15 protein-coding genes are annotated in these 18,766 nt (G+C 54.4%); 6 read left to right on the top strand and 9 right to left on the bottom strand.

The features are described from left to right. Positions 1-135 precede the first annotated feature (135 nt). From D3P08_RS25465 to D3P08_RS25440, 6 genes are all read left to right on the top strand, one after another. Positions 136-2,187, top strand: a complete 2,052-nt coding sequence (locus D3P08_RS25465; RefSeq protein ID WP_119602941.1) for an ATP-binding protein — start codon at positions 136-138, stop codon at positions 2,185-2,187. Between the two features lie 93 nt (positions 2,188-2,280). Further along, positions 2,281-3,084 carry an SDR family oxidoreductase gene (locus D3P08_RS25460; RefSeq protein WP_206099008.1) on the top strand — a complete coding sequence of 268 codons (804 nt, stop codon included), beginning with the start codon at positions 2,281-2,283 and terminating at the stop codon, positions 3,082-3,084. A 139-nt stretch (positions 3,085-3,223) separates the two neighbouring features. After that, positions 3,224-3,838 carry a bifunctional transcriptional activator/DNA repair enzyme AdaA gene (locus D3P08_RS25455; protein ID WP_276311197.1) on the top strand — a complete coding sequence of 205 codons (615 nt, stop codon included), beginning with the start codon at positions 3,224-3,226 and terminating at the stop codon, positions 3,836-3,838. Between the two features lie 8 nt (positions 3,839-3,846). Continuing rightward, entirely contained in the window at positions 3,847-4,434 is a 588-nt protein-coding gene (locus tag D3P08_RS25450) for a methylated-DNA--[protein]-cysteine S-methyltransferase (protein ID WP_119602940.1), read from the top strand. Then, entirely contained in the window at positions 4,409-5,230 is an 822-nt protein-coding gene (locus D3P08_RS25445) for an SPL family radical SAM protein (RefSeq protein WP_119602939.1), read from the top strand. The genes D3P08_RS25450 and D3P08_RS25445 overlap by 26 nt, the downstream gene beginning before the upstream one ends. Positions 5,231-5,551: 321 nt before the next feature. Further along, entirely contained in the window at positions 5,552-7,264 is a 1,713-nt protein-coding gene (locus D3P08_RS25440) for a proline--tRNA ligase (protein WP_119602938.1), read from the top strand. Positions 7,265-7,320: 56 nt separating this feature from the next. Here D3P08_RS25440 and D3P08_RS25435 read toward each other — a convergent pair whose 3' ends face one another. The 9 genes from D3P08_RS25435 to D3P08_RS25395 form a co-directional block, all read right to left on the bottom strand. Continuing rightward, positions 7,321-8,496 carry a MalY/PatB family protein gene (locus D3P08_RS25435; protein ID WP_119602937.1) on the bottom strand — a complete coding sequence of 392 codons (1,176 nt, stop codon included), beginning with the start codon at positions 8,494-8,496 and terminating at the stop codon, positions 7,321-7,323. A gap of 110 nt (positions 8,497-8,606) precedes the next feature. Further along, the gene (locus D3P08_RS25430) at positions 8,607-9,461 is read right to left on the bottom strand and encodes a diguanylate cyclase domain-containing protein (protein ID WP_240647747.1); all 855 of its coding nucleotides are present in this window, start codon (positions 9,459-9,461) and stop codon (positions 8,607-8,609) included. Continuing rightward, on the bottom strand, positions 9,458-11,524 hold the full coding sequence (locus D3P08_RS25425; RefSeq protein WP_162848602.1) for a cellulose biosynthesis cyclic di-GMP-binding regulatory protein BcsB: 2,067 nt from the start codon (positions 11,522-11,524) through the stop codon (positions 9,458-9,460). Before D3P08_RS25425 ends, D3P08_RS25430 begins: the two co-directional genes overlap by 4 nt. 14 nt (positions 11,525-11,538) lie before the next feature. After that, entirely contained in the window at positions 11,539-12,789 is a 1,251-nt protein-coding gene (locus tag D3P08_RS25420) for a glycosyltransferase family 2 protein (protein WP_119602935.1), read from the bottom strand. Between the two features lie 10 nt (positions 12,790-12,799). Further along, complete coding sequence (locus D3P08_RS25415) at positions 12,800-14,356, bottom strand: hypothetical protein (RefSeq protein WP_119602934.1); 1,557 nt, start codon at positions 14,354-14,356, stop codon at positions 12,800-12,802. A 5-nt stretch (positions 14,357-14,361) separates the two neighbouring features. Then, positions 14,362-15,849, bottom strand: a complete 1,488-nt coding sequence (wsfD, locus tag D3P08_RS25410; protein WP_206099007.1) for a glycan biosynthesis hexose transferase WsfD — start codon at positions 15,847-15,849, stop codon at positions 14,362-14,364. 18 nt (positions 15,850-15,867) lie between these two features. Beyond that, entirely contained in the window at positions 15,868-16,992 is a 1,125-nt protein-coding gene (locus D3P08_RS25405) for a glycosyl hydrolase family 8 (RefSeq protein WP_119602933.1), read from the bottom strand. A gap of 173 nt (positions 16,993-17,165) precedes the next feature. Beyond that, positions 17,166-18,047: a MetQ/NlpA family ABC transporter substrate-binding protein gene (locus D3P08_RS25400; RefSeq protein WP_119602932.1), complete on the bottom strand. Its 882-nt coding sequence runs from the start codon at positions 18,045-18,047 to the stop codon at positions 17,166-17,168. A 41-nt stretch (positions 18,048-18,088) separates the two neighbouring features. Next, positions 18,089-18,751: a methionine ABC transporter permease gene (locus D3P08_RS25395; RefSeq protein WP_206099009.1), complete on the bottom strand. Its 663-nt coding sequence runs from the start codon at positions 18,749-18,751 to the stop codon at positions 18,089-18,091. Between the last annotated feature and the right edge of the window lie 15 nt (positions 18,752-18,766).

Below are 18,766 nucleotides of genomic sequence, written 5' to 3'. Positions count from 1 at the left end.
GTAATCGCTTCACGCTCTCAGGGACAATATCAATTCACTCTCAATTTTTTCGCTCAAAACCGCAAAATACCGCTGTTTCTTATTCATCCGATCGCTATAATGGAGATATATGTCATTCTCCAAGGAGGGACGGCAATGCGGTTGCGAGACAAGCTGCTTTCGTCCGAACGCGGACAATTTGTAGGGCGAAGCGCGGAGTTAGAGATGATCCGGGCGCATTCGGCAGGCGACTCGAGGCGGCAATGGCTTCATTTTTACGGGCCGGGCGGGATCGGCAAATCAACGCTGCTCCGGCAAGCCGATACGGGGGCCGTTAAGCTTCACCGCTACGAGCTGGACGGCGGCAGCGGGGTACGCCAGAAGGAGGAGATGCTTGCCCAGCTTTCCGAACAGCTTCGTCATGCCGGCGAATCGGTACACGAGAGTGACGGCTGGCCGGAAATGGTAGAAATCATTAATCGCCGCGCCGCGCGGGATGGCTGCGGTATATTTCTGCTTATCGATACGTTCGAAAATTTGCGGTCGGTGGAGGACTGGTTGATCGGTCTGCTCGAGCAGCTGGAAGCGGATATACGCATTGTCTCGGCGGGACGTCATCCCTTGTCGGGCGGATGGCTTCGTTCCGGATGGACGAGTTTCGCTCGGGAGGTTCCGCTTGCCGCGCTTCCGCCTTCCGAGGTTGAACGTTACGCGAGCCGCCGCGGAATTACCGAAAGCGCCTCTTTGTCCCGGTTGGTGCAATTCTCCGGCGGCATCCCGCTCGCGATGGCCCTCGCAGCGGAAGTGATGCTGAGGACCGGCGATCCGGGACAGTTCGACCGGACGGAGCACGGCCGGCTTATTGAGGTTTTGATGGTAGAGCTTCTTCGCGATTTGCCGCCGTCCGTGCAAAGTCTTATCGAGGCCGCTTCCGTCTATTGGCGGTTTAACGAAGAGCGTCTAATAGCCGCCCTGAATACGGAAATTCTCACCGACGCGTTCAGAGATCTGGTGCAGCTACCGTTCGTTATCCGGTCGGAGAACGAATGGATGCTGCATGACACCGTCCGCGCATGGGCGCTCGAGGATTTGATCCAGCGCAAGCCGAATACGTATGAGCAGATGAGGCGCAGAGCGCTGGCGCAGCTGCTCGAGGAGGAGCGGCTTCGCCCTCACCTGCAAAAGAAGCTTTATATCGACAAAATGAATCTCCATGAGCATCCGTTCGTCCGCAGCACCTTTTTCTCCGGACATTTGAACCTCGTTGAGCTGAGAGAATGCCAGCAGAGCGATCTTCCGACGATTGAGCGCCTCTATCTTCACTATTTGAGACACTCCCTTCCTACAGGCGCCGCGGAAAATCATATGGCATGGCTGCTCCGTCCGGTTTGGGAAGAAGCGCCCTCCTCCTTCGTCACCTTTTGGCAGGATGACGAGATGATCGCCTTCTATGCCATGGTCCCGCTTCAGGAGCGAATATTGGAGCTGTTCAGGCAGGAGCCGCTTTTAAAGCCCTTTGTGCAAAACTGGAAGCCCGTCCCTAACGCTTATTTCCTTTCGTTTATGGGGATGGTCCCGGAAATCGAAATTAAAACCCGGTCTTATTTCTTGAATATGATAATCCATCACTTTGGAGCCGCGGATTGGCTGCTTGACTTCACGTGCCTGCAGGAATGGTTCCCCGTATTCGAATATTGCGGCTTCGAACGCGCCGAATGGGCGGAGGCTCGCACGCCGCTTGGCACAGAGTACCGCGCTTTCGCGCTCGATTTGACCCAGGAGGACTTCCTGGCCAAGCTTGACCGGCTGTTAACCCAAGCTCCGAATGCGTTGGACCCGGAGCCGCCTGCGCCGGCAGCCTCTCCGGACCTTCCCGCGCTCAAAGGCCTGCTCCGTCAATGGCACAGCTTGCCGCATTCGCCGGCCGCGGCTGAACAATTCGCAAGACTGTTCCCTCATCGCAAGCCGGCCGCAGGTCAAGAAGCCGGCCAGCTCGCGCGGCAGGAGCTAAGCAGCGCTATGGAGCGGATGCAGAAAGGGAACCGCCGCGAAATGCTGTGGGGGAAAATGCTGAAGTACGCTTATACAGGCGAAAGTCTCCCTCATGAACGCGTCGCGGAAAGACTGAACTTATCGATGGCTACCTATTACCGTTATTTGAACAAGGCGTTGACGCGTCTGTATCAGCTGCTGTCCGAACGCCAGTAGCCTGCCCAAAGCGTTCCGGCGTTTTCGGAATGGATTCCTCCGCTTCATGGAAAGCTAAGAGGAAGATTTTCGGAAACGAAGGGAGCTAACATCATGAGCAGCCATACATCAATCGAAAACCAACGAGTCAAAAACAAGGTGGCCGTTATTACCGGCGCGGGCTCCGGCATCGGCCGGGCGGCCGCCATGAAGCTGGCCGAGCACGGCGCCAAGATCGTGCTGGTTGACTTGCTCGATGAACGGAGCGAGAAGACCCGGCAAGCTATTCGCGATGCGGGAGGGGAAGCCATCTTCGCCGATACGGATGTATCGGATCCCGCGCGGGTGGAGCAGGCGATGCAGGAAGCGGCGAAGCAGTTCGGCGGCATCGACATCCTGTTCGCGAATGCGGGAGTGAACGGCACCTTGGCCCCGATTCAACATCTGGAGCCGGAGGATTGGGACCGGACGCTCGGCGTCAATCTGAAAGGCACGTTCCTTTCGGTCAAGTACGCCCTTCCGCATATGACCGCGCGCGGCGGAAGCATCGTCATTACAAGCTCCATCAACGGCAACCGCAAGTTCACCGGCTTCGGCATGTCCGCTTACAGCGCCTCCAAGGCGGGACAGGTCGCCTTTGCCAAAATGGCGGCGCTTGAGCTCGCGCATCACCGCATTCGGGTGAACGCCATTTGCCCGGGAGCCATCGAGACGAACATCGGACAAAATACGCACCCAACGCCGGAAGTGAATGATATCAAAATCCCCGTCATTTATCCGGAAGGCAACCAGCCCCTTGAACGAAGAGCCGGGCACCCGAATCAAGTCGCGGATTTGGTGCTGTTCCTCGCATCGGACGAGTCGAGCCACATTACGGGCACGACCGTGTACATCGACGGAGCGGAATCGCTGCTCTAATGGAATGCTAGAAAAGGCCGACTCGCATGACGCGGGTTCCGGCCTTTTCTTTTTTTCTTTCGATATCTTGCTCTTCCATACGAAATGACGAGCATCTGTTCCTTTAAGCGGCTATACTGTACATAAAGGAGGCGGTGCGATGGTTACGAAACGAGCGGAGGAAGAAAACGCAATGAAGAGGAAAAGGCGGCCGGGGCAAATCGCCGAAGAGCAATGGCAGGCCATCATCCGCAATGATTCCGATTACGACGGACGTTTCTACTATGCAGTCCGGACAACCGGTATCTATTGCAGGCCATCCTGCAAATCAAAGCCGCCAAATCGGGATAACGCGGAAGTTTTCCCTTCTTCCGCCGACGCTGCGGCCGCAGGCTACCGTCCCTGCAAGCGGTGCAAGCCGGCGGGCGGGCGGCTGCCCGACGAGGAATGGACGCAGCAAATCATCGATTATATCGACCGGCATTACGAGGAGGAACTCGACTTGGCGACGCTAGGCGAGCTATGCCACGGCAGCCCTTATCACCTGCATCGCACCTTCCGCAAAGTGACGGGTATGACGCCTCTTGCCTACTTGCAGCAGGCACGCGTGAAGGAGGCGCAGCGGCTTCTGGCTGCTACCGAGCTTCCCGTCACCCGAATCGGAGACAACGTCGGGATGCGGAATACGCCTTATTTTACGACACTGTTCAAGAAGCTGACCGGTCAGACGCCCGCGCAATATCGACAGAGCCAGCGATTAGGAAAGGAAGGGTGATCATTGGAATGAAACAGAATCAGAAGCAAAAGCAGAAACAGGTGCAGGACAAAACCGTTTATTGGACCGTCATGGAGCACTCCGGCCAATCGCTCTTTATGGCCGCGACCGATGAGGGGCTTTGTTTTGTCGGGGGCTGGAACGAAGCCTTGGAGGAGCTGGAGAAATGGACATTATCCAAATATCCTGGCTCAGCGCTGATTCGCGACGATGTCCGGCTCTCCCAATACCGGAACGGGCTGGCAGCGTACATGAAGGGTGAACGCCCGGCGCTCGACTTCCCCATGGCGGTTCGGGGTACGGCGTTCCAGCAGAAAGTATGGAACGCCCTCCTGGCGATCCCCTACGGGGAAACCCGCACCTATACCGACATCGCGGCGGCTGTCGGCAGTCCGGCAGCGGTGCGCGCCGTGGGCGCCGCCATTGGCGCTAACCCTATCCTGATCGCCGTGCCCTGCCACCGCGTGATCGGCAAAGACGGCTCCTTAACGGGCTTCCGGGGCGGGCTTGCGATGAAGAAGGCTTTGCTTGCGCTGGAGCGCGGCGCGGCCTCGAGGGAGAATAAGCCGCATGAAGAGACCGTCGCTTACTTATAAAAAGCCGAAGACGCTCCTGAACAAAGGGAGCGGCTTCCTTGAAGGCTACAGCCATACCTTAAACCCATATGCGGGCTGCGCCTTCGGCTGCTCGTATTGCTATGTACGCGGCATGCCGGTATCGCTATTCCGGGAGGATGCTTGGGGCTCCTGGGTTGATGTCAAAACGGAAGCCGCCTCCGTTCTCCGCAAAGAGCTGGCGCGAGCCAAGGCGAAGGGGCCCGTCACCATCTTCATGTCCTCGAGCACGGACCCTTATCAGCCCGCAGAGTATAAAGAAGGGATCACCCGCTCCCTGCTTGAGGTGATGGCCGATGACCCGCCGGACTTCCTGCTGCTGCAGACGCGCAGCCCGCTTGTCACGCGGGACATCGATCTGCTCCAGCGGCTGGGCGAGCGCGTGCGGGTCAGCATGACGGTGGAGACGGACCGCGAGGACGTGCGCAAAGCGTTCTCGCCCGCGGCGCCGCCGATTCCGGCAAGGCTGCGTGCGCTCCGCCTGCTGGCCGATGCCGGGGTGCCTGCGCAGGCCGCGGTAGCGCCTATGCTTCCCAGCAGCGGCTCGTTCCCGGAAACGCTTCGTTCCGTCGTCGGCCGGGTCTGCATCGACGATTATTACCGCGGCGACGGCAGCGGCGGCAGACGTTCCGGCAGACTCGGACTCGAAGCCATCTACGAACGGCTTGGCGAGAAGGATTGGTATTCGCGCGAAGCCTTCTCGAAGCAATACGATTCGTTCACGCGGGTATTCCCCGAGGGTTCCGTGCTCGCGAGCCAAGAAGGATTTCTCCCTTGAGCATATCCATTGACATCGGCAGGTTCTTCCATTAAGATAAATCTCACTATATTCAAAAAGACTTCGACCAAGGATATGAGATTCGGGTATATGCGATTCAGAGAGGGAGCCCCAGGCTGCAAGGTTTCCCGCATGACCGAATGCTTCCCCCCTTGCGAGTCGGGCGGTGAACTGCAAGTATCCGCTGCCGGTTGCTGGCCGTTAACCAGTTCAAGGATCGTTTTTTTGCTGCGATCGAAATAGGGTGGTACCACGACACATTCGTCCCTGGCGAATGTGTTTTTTTTATTTTCCAAGCCAAATTAACAGGGGGTTACAAGCATGCGTCAATCCAGTCTACTATCCAGCACGCTGAGAGAAATACCGTCCGACGCGGAGGCCGCAAGTCATCAATACATGCTCAAAGCGGGGTTTATCCGGCAGCTTGCGGCGGGCATTTATTCCTACTTGCCGCTGGGCCTTCGCGTATTGCGCAAGGTGGAGAAGATCATACGCGAAGAAATGGACAAGTCGGGCGCGCAGGAGCTGTTCATGCCGGTCATGCAGCCGGCCGAGCTGTGGAAGGAGTCGGGGCGGTATGCGGTATACGGCCCTGAGCTGATTCGCCTGAAGGATCGTCATGACCGCGAGTTTGCGCTAGGGCCGACCCATGAAGAAGTGATTACAACGTTGGTTAAAAACGAAATAAACTCCTATCGCCGCTTGCCTGTTACTTTATATCAAATCCAAACGAAGTTCCGGGACGAGCGCCGGCCTCGATTCGGGCTGCTTCGCGGCAGGGAATTTCTTATGAAGGACGCTTATTCCTTCGATACGTCATGGGAAGGGCTGCATCAATCGTATCTCGCGATGTTTGACGCGTACACTCGGATTTTTGACCGCTGCGGACTTCGGTACTCTGCCGTAGAAGCCGATCCGGGCGCGATCGGCGGCGAAGGCGGCACGCACGAATTTATGGCCCTCGCCCAAATCGGCGAGGACACGATCGTCTCCTGCACGCATTGCCGTTACGCGGCCAACCTGGAGAAAGCGCGGTCCATCGCAGCGCAAGCTCCCCGCTCCTCCGCCCGTAATGGCATGAAGGAGAAGGTCCATACGCCGGATACGCGCACGATCGAGCAGCTGACAAAGCTCCTGAAGAGGGAGCCGCAGGAAATGATTAAGACGCTGATCTATATGGCGGACGATAAGCCGGTCGCGGTGCTGGTAAGAGGCGATCATGAGGTCAATGAGCTGAAGCTGAAGCATGCTTTAGGCGCTGAAAACGTTGCGTTAGCGGATGCCAAAACAACGGTTGAAGCAACGGGCGCGCCGGTAGGCTTTGCAGGCCCGATCGGCCTTGAAATCCCCGTTCTCGCCGATTTAGCCGTCGGCGAGATGCAAGCGGCAGTCACAGGCGCGAATGAAGCGGATTATCACTTCGCCGGCGTTGTTCCGGGCAAGGATTTCGCCATAGAGCAGACCGCCGATATTCGAAATGCGGCGGAAGGCGAAGCGTGCCCGCACTGCGAGGAAGGAACGCTTCGCTTCGACAGGGGGATCGAGGTCGGGCATATTTTTAAGCTTGGAAAAAAATACAGCGAGGCGCTTGGCGCGCGGTTCACGGATCATGAAGGCAAAGACCAGCATATGATCATGGGCTGCTACGGCATCGGCGTATCCCGCATTTTGTCTGCAATCGCCGAACAGAGGCATGATGACCGAGGACTGGTCTGGCCTTTGTCTATTGCTCCTTTCCATGTCCATCTAGTACCCGTATCGATCAAGGACGAAACGCAAATGCGGTTGGCGGAGGAGCTGTACGATTTGCTGACGAGACAAGATATAGAGGTGCTTCTGGATGACCGGGACGAACGTCTCGGCGTGAAGCTGAACGACTCCGAGCTCATCGGCATACCGGTACGGGTGGTCGTCGGCAAGCTTGCCGCGAGCGGCGAAGTGGAATACACGGAGCGCGAGCACGGCGATAAGCAAGTAGTAAGCAAAGACTCCGCTCTATCGCGAATCGTCCGGCTTGTTCATCCAGACAATTAATACGCCAAAAAAACAAGGCAGCCTATCCATGCAGGATTTCGGCTGCCTTGTCGCGATTAACTAATCCCTTTTGCCGCTTCGCAGAACTGCTTCAGCGCCTGCTCCAGCACGAACCTCGGACATGCGAGATTGATGCGCAGCCAGCCTTCCCCCTCTGTGCCGAAGGTCGAGCCTTCGTTGAACGCGACCTTCGCTTTTTCGTACATCAGCTGCTTCAGCCCCTGCTTGTCGAGACCAAGCGAACGGCAGTCAACCCACAGCAGATATGTGCCCTCCGGCTTCATCGGCTTCACTTGCGGCAGCTGCTGCGCCAAATAGTCCAGCGCATAGTCCAGATTGCCTTTCACGTAAACGAGCAGCTCGTCCAGCCAGTCCTCGCTTTCGGTATAGGCGGCGATCACCGCCTCCTGGGCGAAATGATGCGACATATGGATGCTCAGCGTCTTGATGCGCTTGTCGAGCCGCGCTTTCATGTCCCGGTTCGAAATGACCATAAACGAGGTGTGAAGGCCCGGCAAATTAAACGTTTTGGTCGCGGCGAGACATGTAATCGTCTTATCGGCCAGCTCCGGCGAAAGGGAAGCGAACGGTGTATATTCATAATCCGGATATACCAGATCGCAATGAATTTCATCCGAAACGACGATGACGCCATAGCGAAGACAGAGCTCGCCCAAAGCTGCCAGCTCCTCCCTGCTCCAGACGCGTCCTCCCGGATTATGCGGATTGCAGAGCAGAATCATCTTGGCGCCGTCCTTAAACAGCGATTCCAGATGCGCGAGATCCATCTCGAAACGACCGTCGCGGATTTGCAGCGGATTCAGCGCCAGCTCCCTGCCATTGTCTCTTACGACATCATAGAACGGATAATAGACCGGCGTCTGAATGACAACCTTATCTCCCGGAGCGGTAAACTGCTCGACGGCGAGGCTCAACGTCGTCACGACGCTCGGGCTGTCCGAGATCCATTCCCTCTGCAGGCTCCAGCCGTGCCGGCGCCCGAACCAGCTCATGATCGAGTCAGCGTACTCATCGGTCCGGATCGCGTAGCCGTAAGCGCCAATGTCCACGCGTTTCTTCAATGCCTCCTGCACGGCAGGCGGGCTTGGAAAGTCCATATCCGCCACCCACAGCGGCAGTATATCCGCGCTGCCGAACAGCGGTCCTACTTGATCCCATTTGTAGGAACGGGTATTTTTCCGGTTAATCAGCTCATCGAATTTATAGGCCACAGTCAATCTCTCCCGTCATTGATGTGTGCTCTTGCTTTTGCTCATGCATGCAGAGCTATACTATCCCCTATCTTACCCATTCCAACGGCTCAAATCAAAAGTTTTATTCCTTATACGTCGTACTCCAGCTGCTTCCGCGCCTTCTCGATCCAATCCAGAGGCGATTTCACCGACTCCGCGCCGTACTGGCTGGCGCCGATCCGCAGCTCGAGCTTCACCTGGTAACCGCCTGCCCGTTCCCCGCCGCCTAATTGCCGCGCGCTCGATCTCAGCCGGTCCATTACGATTGTTGCGCCTTCCTTGTCCGTGAACAGCAGCAGTCCCCACGTCGCATTTTCGTTGTCGAGCATGTAGATGGTGTCGTTGCTTCGGATGCTCTTCTCGCTCATTTGGGACAGCTCGAATAACGCCTCCGACATCTGTTCTCCGCTTATCATGCGGCGGACCTCGTTCCAATAACGAACCTGCATCACTAGCAGCGTGAGCGGAATGCCGTAACGCGTAGAAAGCGCCATATAAACCGTGGCATCCTTCTGAAATAACAACGCGTTGCGAAGATTCGTGCTGCGGTCCATCGTCGCAAGCCGGGCGTTCGACTCCTTCAGAGAGCTGTTCTCCGTCTGCAGCTGCCTCATACCGAGCGTCAGCAGCCATACCGCAACGGTATAGAGAGGCGTCATGAGCAGCCAGAAGTAAGTATCCGGCCCCACCGTTTGGCCGATCACGATCGCCTGATACAGCGTATAGGTTCCGTAACCGAAAATAAACACGATATGAAGCAGCAAGCCGAAGGTCATGCTGGTGAAGTAAGTAATAATCGCAGCCAGCATTGCGAAATTGAGCAGCAGGATGCGCTCCATAAATCGGTTAGGGTCGCTTGCTACAACCATTACACCGACAAAACATAAAAGAATAAAAAACAATAAACCAAGATCCGACAACAATCCGCTTGCTCTTCGATTCACCCGCGTCCCCCCCGCTTGTTACGGTATTTCCGAATCAGCAGCAGGAGCGAGACGATCACGAGCGAGAGAACGAGGATCGATGCCGTCATAAAGGTCAGCAGATCCGTTCTATGCAGGATTTGCTCAAGCCCGCTCTCCGGCTCGGCTTCCGCTTCCAGCTTGAACCGGAAAGCGCGGATGACGCCGTCCGTATCCGTCACGACAGCGTCGCCCCATATCTTCCACTTATCTCGCTCAAGCGCGATAAGCTTTGACGCCATTGCGGCGTATTCCGGGCCGGTGCCGGTGACAGCAAGCATAGCGAATCCGTCTTGGTAGGGGGATTCCATAAATTGCAGCGCGCCCAGCCTGCCGCCATAAACCGGATCGATGCTCATTTTTTCATTCGAAATAAAGGCGCTGCCGTCCGGGTTGAATTGAAAGTAGAGGACATCGTTCGCTTCGCGGACAAGCCGGTTTTCGGAGTAGCTCCCTATTGTTATGACATTGCTGTTCTGCCAAGGATCTCCCTGCTCGTCATCCGTGTAGAAGCGGATCTCGCCAATATTCCCTTCCGCATATTGTCCCAGCAGCGTAAAGACGTTCGCCACGGCTTCATACGTGTGCGCGTCCTTCTCCTTTGGCAGCACGACCGCCACATGATTAAAAATCCCGTCTCGAAGAAACGGATACGGGTAATGATCAAACAGCAGGTCGGTCCGGTCTTTCGTATTAAGCTGAAGCATCGAATCCGGGGTAATATGCGCCCAAGGCATATTTTCGTCGTTTTCCGCGCAATATCGGCTTGCAAGCTCCAGCTCAAAAGCAGCAGAAATCGTAAAATCACCCGCCACATCCAAATTTTTCGGAATAGGCAGGGTCAGACTATCCCCGTCCGCCAGCTCTTCGCTTAGCTTCTTGCTGCCGATCGGCCGGTCGTTGACGAGCAGGGTAACCATCGATCTGGTAAAGTCTAAATTTTTGGCATAGCGGAAATCCAGCTTCACTTTGCTGGCATCGGAAATCGATCGGTTCGCGGGCAAGGCGATATAATACGATTTGACTTGATGCTTCATGCCCGATAAGGTGTCACCCGTTTCCGTCAATCTCTGCGCGCGGTTGATTTCGACAGCCGGCGTATCGACGTTCGTCTCGGCCGTTATCGACGTCCGGTCACGATCGAGCTGGCTCACCAGCTCCTCATTGGCCAGCAGCCTTCCGGCCTTCACTAATAAGGAAGGCTCGTTCGACGTTGCTACGAGCACATGCTGCCCGCGAAGCCTCATTAATTGAACGGCGGCCTCCTTGCTCCAGTCCCGCTCATCAAGCTGCCGCCGAATATCGGCAGGCAATCGATTATACAGCGAGACGATAACCGTATACGGCTTCGCCGTCCACTGCGATTCAGAGAACGGGATCATCAAGACGGGCCGTTCCTTGCGAATATCCGCCTTGGAGAAACCGGAGATGGCGTATGCGGCCGCTTCCAGCTCGGCGTTCTCGCTTGCCGCGGGAACCATAACCGCGCTCTGCGAATCGCTCATCGTATCCATCCCCGCAAACCGTTCGTAAAAATCACGAATCGTGCCGTCCAAGGGCAAAATCGCATATTGCATATCAACCGCCGTCGATGGATGGATGTTCAGCCAATTATCCCGCTTATCGTCGGGGACGCATACAAGCTCGTTCTCAATCGTGCGCACGTCCCCCCGAACCGTCAAACGATTCGTCCCCTCGACCAGCAGCTCCACAGGAATCGCGGCTCCAATCGAGTGCTTCAAGCCGTCGGCATCGGGACGGAAGGAATGAAACGGAATCCCGTTCATGAATAACGTCACGCTTGATTGATCGCGCTGGGCGATCGGGGTCGCGGTATAGTCCAGTCCAAGCGCCGCTTGTTCAACTTTCCAATACGGCGGGATATGAAAATAGCTTTCGTTCGTCGCCATCGCGTCCGACAAGGAACGCTCCTGCTCCGACAATTGAATCGGATAATGAACCGATGCGGCTTGAGCAAACGTTAGCGGAGCAGCCGATATTAGGAATAGGAATAAAGCGGCAAATCGGGCCATCCTTTTTCTCATCTCGTAAGCCCCTTTCAGTAACGCTCTGTTTTGTACCATTTCACTTCTTTTTTGAACACCAAATCCTTCAGATAGGTATAGAAGCCATAGCCCGCGACAACCATCCAAAGCTGGGAATACGTCACATACATGAGCATGATCAGCCACAAGTTGGAGAGGCTCATCTCCCCTTTCTCCGTCGTAAGCGTAATAAATGTGCCTACGATAAATAGAAGAATGGCGAGCGCCCATAGAAGCGAGCTAAAGCCGGCTATCGTCGTATAGACAAGCCCCAATGCGTGCAAAACCAGCAGCGCGTCCGATACGATTAAGGAAGACAACAGCAAAAAGTAGATGGACAAAAAATATAAAATATCGAACCGAACCTTTCGGGCGGACCGCTCCAATAATAGCGGCGCGTTTTTAATAATGACGTAAATATTTCCTTTGGCCCATCTTGTCCTCTGCTTGAACCATACCTTTAGCGTCTGCGGCTCTTGCTCCCAAGTGACCGATTTCGGCTGGAACTTGATCCGGTAGCCCATCCTATAAATTCTGAAGCTGATTTCGGTATCTTCCGCTATAGCCTTCACATCCCAGCCGCCGATTTTTTCGACGATGCCGCGTCTCATCATAAAATTGGTGCCCGGTATCGTGCACAGCTTGAACAATCGCCACCTGCCGGCCTGCGCCATCCATTGGAACGATAAAGTCTCGATATTAATAAACCTTGTTAACAGGCTTGCGTTCCGGTTCCGGGTACGGAACTTGCCGATGACCGCTCCCAATGAAGGATCCCGCGTCAGCTCGGCCGCTAAATAGAGCAGCGCTTTTCTCTCCGGCGTGTTATCCGCATCGTAAATCGCGATGAGCTCTCCGCGGCTTTGTTTGAAGCCGATATTTAACGCGTTCGATTTGCCTTTTCCGCCGGTAGAGGCGTCCGTATTGATCAGAATCAAATTTCTCCCGGCATACTTCGATTGCAAGGCGGCAAGCAGCTCGGCGCTGTTATCGGAGGAGTTGTCGTTAATGACAATGATCTCGTAGCGGTCATGCGGATAATGCAGCGCAAGGAGAGCTTCCACGGTAGGAACGATCACTTTGCCTTCATTGTGAGCCGGAACCATGATGCTGACGAATGGAACGTCGCCCATAATCTCTGGAGCAGGCTCGCTTTCGCTTCTCATATAAAACAGATAGCCTGCAATAATGAGGACAATGTTCACCAGCAGCAGCGACCATACGCAGAATACGGCAATGACCATCAAGATGTCCGCTGTCGTCATTCGTCACCCCTCATTTCTTGAACTTCCGCCGATACAACCGGAATCCCGCCGCGAATAAACCGCTAAACAACAGAAGCGCAATGCCTATGACAACCAGATAAATGTTATTCTGCACGGTAAAAAACCGCTTGAAGCTTTCTTTTTCCTTTTCTCTATATTCGTAATCAGCGCTGACCACACTCACTGCCGCATTCAGATTGACCGCTTGACCGTCCTTCATGAGCTGCCCGTTTTCAGATTTCAGCACATGCGATTCGGTCTTAGTCGTATGCGGGAGAGTCTTGTAATCCGAAAACGACAGCCAGCCGCCCTTCAAAGCTTCCAGCACCGCATCCGCTCCCGCAGCGTCCTCCGGAAAATCAAAGGTAACCGCAAGATGCAGCGGCAGCGGCTCAACAAGCCATCGTTCGTTAAGCAGAGGCTCCACATCCCGCCATCGCAGGCTAAGCATCGACGAAGCAAAGGACGTCGATTCGCCTTCCGTTACATTCACGGGACTTTCGCCAGGGAATAAGACCGACGAATCAAAAAACGGCATGCCCTCCCTCATGAAATTCCGTTCATTCCGCCAATACATATCCATATCGGCGCCAATGCCAAGGGGGACAATCCGATGCTCCGCGAGCAAATCGATAAACCCCGCCATTTTATCGCGCAGGCTGTCTTCCTGATTACCGGCAACGGGAGAGATGACAGGCGCGTTGACCAAGATGGCGCCATTCCGGCTTTGCGCATATTTCAGCAATTCAAGGTATCGCTGCATGGCAGGATAATCGGTATTCGCGAATACAGGCCGTACGCTGTAAATGAACGGAATCCCCAAGTCGTACAGACGGTCGGCAGCGGCTTGAAGCGCTCCGAGATCTGTAAAAGGATAAATTTCTTTAAACAGCGCATACGCTTGCCCGTCCACGTTCGCGCCCAGCCAAGCTTTAAGCACATAAGCCATTGCGAGTTCGGCCGCCGCTCCCGCTTCGAAATACGGAACGGCAGCAAGCCTGCCGTTCTTAATTCCAAACGGCGCGGGCTGCCGCAGTTCCTTGGCCTCCACATAACCGTACATTTCCCCGGCATAATGAGCCGCGATAGAAATTTGCATGCCGCGGACGGGGAGCTCCGCTTGCCGGATAGGCCCGATGGATAACGATACTACTCTCGCCTTCAACGCGCTTATCTGCAGCTGCAGGCCGGATTCGATAACCGCCGAAGGGTCATCCCCAATATGCAGATAAGCTCCTGAATAAGAAGCGAGCTCTCTCTCAAAGCCTTCATTGCGGAGCTTAAGCTCCGGGCTGTTCCTAACGACGATAAGCCGTTCGAAATTGCGCAGCAATCCCGGTTCATAACGTTCAACCGGCATCAGCTTCACCCCCGCCCCCATTGCGGATAGCAGCTTCAGCATCGCCTCGACATTCCCTTCCTTCGCCGTGCCGGCTGCCAGACGATCGTAAACCAAAAGAATCGAGGCCTGCTCGGCTTCGGCGGCATGTGCCTTCGGCTTTGGGACACAAAGGAGTTCAAAGACGAACAATGCAAGTAATAGCGCGGTTATTGGATTCCGTCTCACGACTGTCAGCCTCCTCCCAGCCTTTCCTGGCGCCAGAGCTGCTTTCTGATCAGGTCTGCGATGACCACAAAGGTAACGAGATCAAAGGCGACCGTAAACAAAAACTCATGCTTGGCCAGATCCGCATCGCCCGCGCCGATAATCGAGACGGCAATGCCCGACAAACCGACGAGGATCATCGTCAATAAGAGCGGGAGACGCATCATGCCACGGCGGTTTCTTTTTTTTAACGCTGCAATAAACGAAGGGAGATAGAGGCCGATAACGGTAACGGTCCATATGACGATAAATCCGAATGTTTTCGGGGAAAGATTCATTTTCAGCAGGCTGTAGCCTGAAAAAAACATTGTCTGTTCGCCAAACCCTTTATGCTCCGACCTCTCGAAATTCCCCATGGCCATCGGCCGTATCGTAAACGCGTTCCGCGCCGCTATGTTAAGCATTTGAACAGCCTTGTCCGGATTCGATATATAGTAGCCCATGATCGAAACAAATCCGTACCGGTTGAAGAAGTCCTCTTGCAAAACCGGTGAATCCACGGAGATCGTCGTATAGGTTTCGTAATAATTGCTCCCCGCCAAAATTGCGTACTGTTTGCTGATTCCGAAGGCCTTCAAGGTTTCCTCCGGATTATCCGTCAGCAAGAGCGGTCCGCGCGTCATGGCGTGATACTGGTTAATATTTACGAATTCCTTCGGAATAAGCGTGTAGGTTAACACGCCTGCGGCGGCTAACGACAGACACGACAGAGACGCGATCAATCTGTACATGCCGTTTTTTCTTAAAAAAACGAACAGAACGGTTAATCCGGCAGCAAGAACGCCGACTGGAGCATTCTGCTGCTTCGAGGTCGTTAGAAGCAGCGTACTGAGTACAAATACCGTCAGCATGGCGTAATCATTGTAGCGATTCCGATAAAGCAGCATGCCGGAAGCCATCACCAGCATAGCCATGATGAGCACCACGCTTTCGCCGTAAAAGGAATTAAAATAAGCGGTATAACCGGTATCCGCAAACATAAAAACGGCGATGACGGCAATCGCATAGCCCTGCTTTTTCGGGATGCTCCATGTTAAGCTTTCCACCAGCAGATAAATCGCAGCAACGTATAGCAGCACATACACGGCCCCTTGTATTCGGATATCGAATACCGCCGGGCTGTAAACCATTTTGTTCAAGACGATGGATAGCTTAATAAAGAGGGATTGCGACGAGGCCAGCGCTCCCGCATTTTCATTGAAATATTGAAAAATGCCGTAATCCTTCACGAAGTAGCCGAAATATTGTTCGGTATAATCCGGCGCGTTAAAATACAACCCGTTCCCGTACGCGATCCGATAATAGTCGCCGTTGTCCGCTATCCCGATAAATGGCGGAATGAACAAAGCGACGATCGTAATGATGCCTGCCGCTGCAGCCGCAGCGACGGATGGCGGTAAAAAACGAAGGAAAGTCTTCACTCTATGAGCTGGCTGCAAGCTGCGTTCTGACATAATAAGCCTCGTTCCTCGCTAACGTTTAACCGAAAATGCCAACAGCGCCATAAGATTATCGAAGGAATACGCCTGCCCCGAGGCAGGGTCTCCAAAGCCGCCGTACAAAGGGCTGGAGGGATCCATCACTTGAAATGCCTTCATTTTCTCCAAGCTGCCGTAATAAAGCTCGTCATCGCTTGTTTCATGTCCGATAAGCGCCGCAATCGCGTAAATGGCGGTTGAACGTATATCGTTTGCCGGTTCGCCCGCTTTCGTATATTCGCCGAACAAATGATTTTCTGTCACTTGTTTCTTTATATAAGCGATACTGCTTGCTTGGCTTTGTCCGATTTCCGCCAAATGCAAAATCGTCAGCAGCGATTCGATGGCATGAATGTGCTCCGAGCTGTATTGCGACGTTTCGTAATCATAACGCGTCTCGTAAAACGGAAATGTATCGGAGAGGTAGCCCTTTTGAATAACGTTCAGCATGGCGGATTGCAGCCGCTCGCTCTCATCCTTGTCGACCGGCAGCTTCCTCAGCGTAAATAAATCGATGTAACATAAGGTGATGGACCGATTCCTTGCGTCGTAGTCCTCATCATAAAGATCGAAGAGCTTGCGGTCCCGCACGTTGGTGGAATAGAATCGCTTCGCATACCGGTTCGCTTCTTCCCGATACGCCTTTCCGCCAAAAGCATCAGACGCTTCGTATAAAGCCCTAATGATTCGCAGATCGTCGACAGCCGCGTTAACCGGATATTTTTTGTTCCCTTTCGGGCTGAAGCGGTAGCTGAATAGACGTTCGCTGTCGAACGTTTGCCGGGCGGCCGCCCACGCTTTCTTAAAGCCCTCTTCATCCCGGACGTTCACATAGTACCTCATGAGCAAGCCTGCGGATTCGCTGAGCACCTCATGCCCGGACGCCGCTTGCTCCTCCTGACTCGAATCCAAACGGTTGGTAAAGACGCCGAATTCGCCGGTTTGCTGGTTGATAAGATAGCGGAGCAGCAGCTTCTCCGAACCTGATACCGCAGCAGCAGTCTGAGCGGCAGGCGGAGACGCAGCGGGGAGATCCGTATTCGAGCTTTGGCTGCAAGCCACAGTTGCTAGCATCAGGGGAACGATCAAAAAGACGACGAGCGGCCTCCCTTCTTTCATTTCCGACCTCCAATCGCATGGATCTCGCTATAAGTTCGTGCATCTCACCCCATATTATGGGTAAATTGCATCCTTTTGATGTGTGCGGGGACGGAATCAGCAACCAAATAAAAAAGAGGCAAGGGAACCATATCCCTTACCTCTTTGTCTAACTCATTCCATTGTTCAATCGATTATTGAAATGCCGGCACAACCGCGCCTTTGTAGGTTTCGTTGATGAACGCTTCCGTCTCCGGCGATTGCAGAGCTTTCACAAGCTTCTGAATGGCTGGATCGTTCTGATTGTCGGGACGCGCCACCAGAATGTTAACATAAGGGGAATCCTTGTCTTCAATGAACAATGCGTCTTCCGTCGGATTCAGATCCGCTTCAAGCGCATAGTTCGTATTGATCGCCGCGATGTCGACTTCATCCAGCACGCGCGGAAGCGTTGCGGCTTCCAGCTCGACGATTTCGAATTCGCGCGGATTCGCCGTAATATCTCCAACCGTTACATCTACGCCTTTGCTTTCATCCAGCTCGATCAAACCATGCTGAGCAAGCAGGATCAGTGCGCGGCCGCCGTTGGACGGATCGTTCGGGATCGCAATCTTCGCGCCGTCCTTCAGCTCTTCGATCGCTTTGATCTTACTGGAGTAAACGCCGAACGGTTCAACGTGAACGCCTGCTACCTTCACCAAATCATACCCTTTGTCCTTGTTGAATTGATCCAAGTAAGGCACGTGCTGGAAGTAGTTCGCATCCAGCTGCTTCTCGTACAGCTGCTCGTTCGGCTGAACGTAGTCGCTGAATTCGACAACCTCGAGGTTTACGCCCTGCTCCTTCAATGTATCAACCAGGTTATTCAGGATCACCGCATGCGGTACGGACGAAGCGCCGACTTTCAGCGTTACGACTTCATCTGTCGCAGGCGTTTCGGTTGCCTGACCGGCATCGTTCGAAGGCGCGGCATTGCCGCTCGTATTGTTGCCCGTATTGCCACCGTTATTGCCGCAGCCAGCCAGCATAACCGCGATTGCAAGCAATGCAAACCAAAGCGTTGATTTCTTTTTCATGACAAAACCCTCCCAAAAAATAATAAATATATATGTTCTTCCTACCTACGGCTAAAGTATCGCACGAGCGCATCCCCGACCATCTGCAGAATTTGAACCAAAATAAGCATAAGCAAGACCGTTACCGCCATGACTTCAATCATGAACCGCTGGTAGCCGTAACGCATCGCAAGGTCGCCCAAGCCGCCGCCGCCGATGACGCCGGACATGGCGGTATACGAAACGAGGGTCACTGCTGTAATCGTTACCGCCGCGATGAGCCCCGTCCGCGCTTCCCGAAGCAGCACATGCAGGACAATCATCCCTTTGGACGCCCCCATAGCCGTTGCCGCCTCGATAACGCCGCGGTCCACCTCCCGCAGCGCGGATTCGACCAGCCTTGCGAAAAACGGCGCCGCCGCCACAACTAACGGCGGTATCGCGCCGACTACGCCGATCTTCGTGCCCACCAGAAATTTCGTAAACGGCATAATCAGAATCATCAGAATGACAAACGGTACGGACCTAAGCACATTAACGAGAAGCGAAAGCGCGCCATAAATAATCCTCGCGTAGAACTTGCCGCCGAGGAGCTGCTTATCCGACGTCAGAAACAGAAGAACGCCAAGCAGCAAGCCGAGAATAACGGTAAACAGCAAGGAATAGCCAAGCATATACAGCGTCTCGTTCGTCGCTTTGCCGACGACCTTCCAATCGATCTCCATAACCGATTGCCAGAA

Source organism: Paenibacillus nanensis (genome assembly GCF_003583765.1).
Lineage (GTDB): Bacteria > Bacillota > Bacilli > Paenibacillales > Paenibacillaceae > Pristimantibacillus > Pristimantibacillus nanensis.
Note: the sequence above shows the minus strand (reverse complement) of the source record. Positions and strands in the feature narration are given on the sequence as shown.

Excerpts from the sequence above, each read along its gene's own strand:
- wsfD (WP_206099007.1), bottom strand. The coding sequence starts at position 15,849 with ATGTCAGAACGCAGCTTGCAGCCAGCTCATAGAGTGAAGACTTTCCTT.
- D3P08_RS25440 (WP_119602938.1), top strand. The coding sequence starts at position 5,552 with ATGCGTCAATCCAGTCTACTATCCAGCACGCTGAGAGAAATACCGTCC.
- D3P08_RS25445 (WP_119602939.1), top strand. The coding sequence starts at position 4,409 with ATGAAGAGACCGTCGCTTACTTATAAAAAGCCGAAGACGCTCCTGAAC.
- D3P08_RS25465 (WP_119602941.1), top strand. The coding sequence starts at position 136 with ATGCGGTTGCGAGACAAGCTGCTTTCGTCCGAACGCGGACAATTTGTA.
- D3P08_RS25425 (WP_162848602.1), bottom strand. The coding sequence starts at position 11,524 with ATGAGAAAAAGGATGGCCCGATTTGCCGCTTTATTCCTATTCCTAATA.
- D3P08_RS25395 (WP_206099009.1), bottom strand. The coding sequence starts at position 18,751 with ATGGAGATCGATTGGAAGGTCGTCGGCAAAGCGACGAACGAGACGCTG.
- D3P08_RS25460 (WP_206099008.1), top strand. The coding sequence starts at position 2,281 with ATGAGCAGCCATACATCAATCGAAAACCAACGAGTCAAAAACAAGGTG.
- D3P08_RS25450 (WP_119602940.1), top strand. The coding sequence starts at position 3,847 with ATGAAACAGAATCAGAAGCAAAAGCAGAAACAGGTGCAGGACAAAACC.
- D3P08_RS25405 (WP_119602933.1), bottom strand. The coding sequence starts at position 16,992 with ATGAAAGAAGGGAGGCCGCTCGTCGTCTTTTTGATCGTTCCCCTGATG.
- D3P08_RS25455 (WP_276311197.1), top strand. The coding sequence starts at position 3,224 with ATGGTTACGAAACGAGCGGAGGAAGAAAACGCAATGAAGAGGAAAAGG.
- D3P08_RS25420 (WP_119602935.1), bottom strand. The coding sequence starts at position 12,789 with ATGACGACAGCGGACATCTTGATGGTCATTGCCGTATTCTGCGTATGG.
- D3P08_RS25400 (WP_119602932.1), bottom strand. The coding sequence starts at position 18,047 with ATGAAAAAGAAATCAACGCTTTGGTTTGCATTGCTTGCAATCGCGGTT.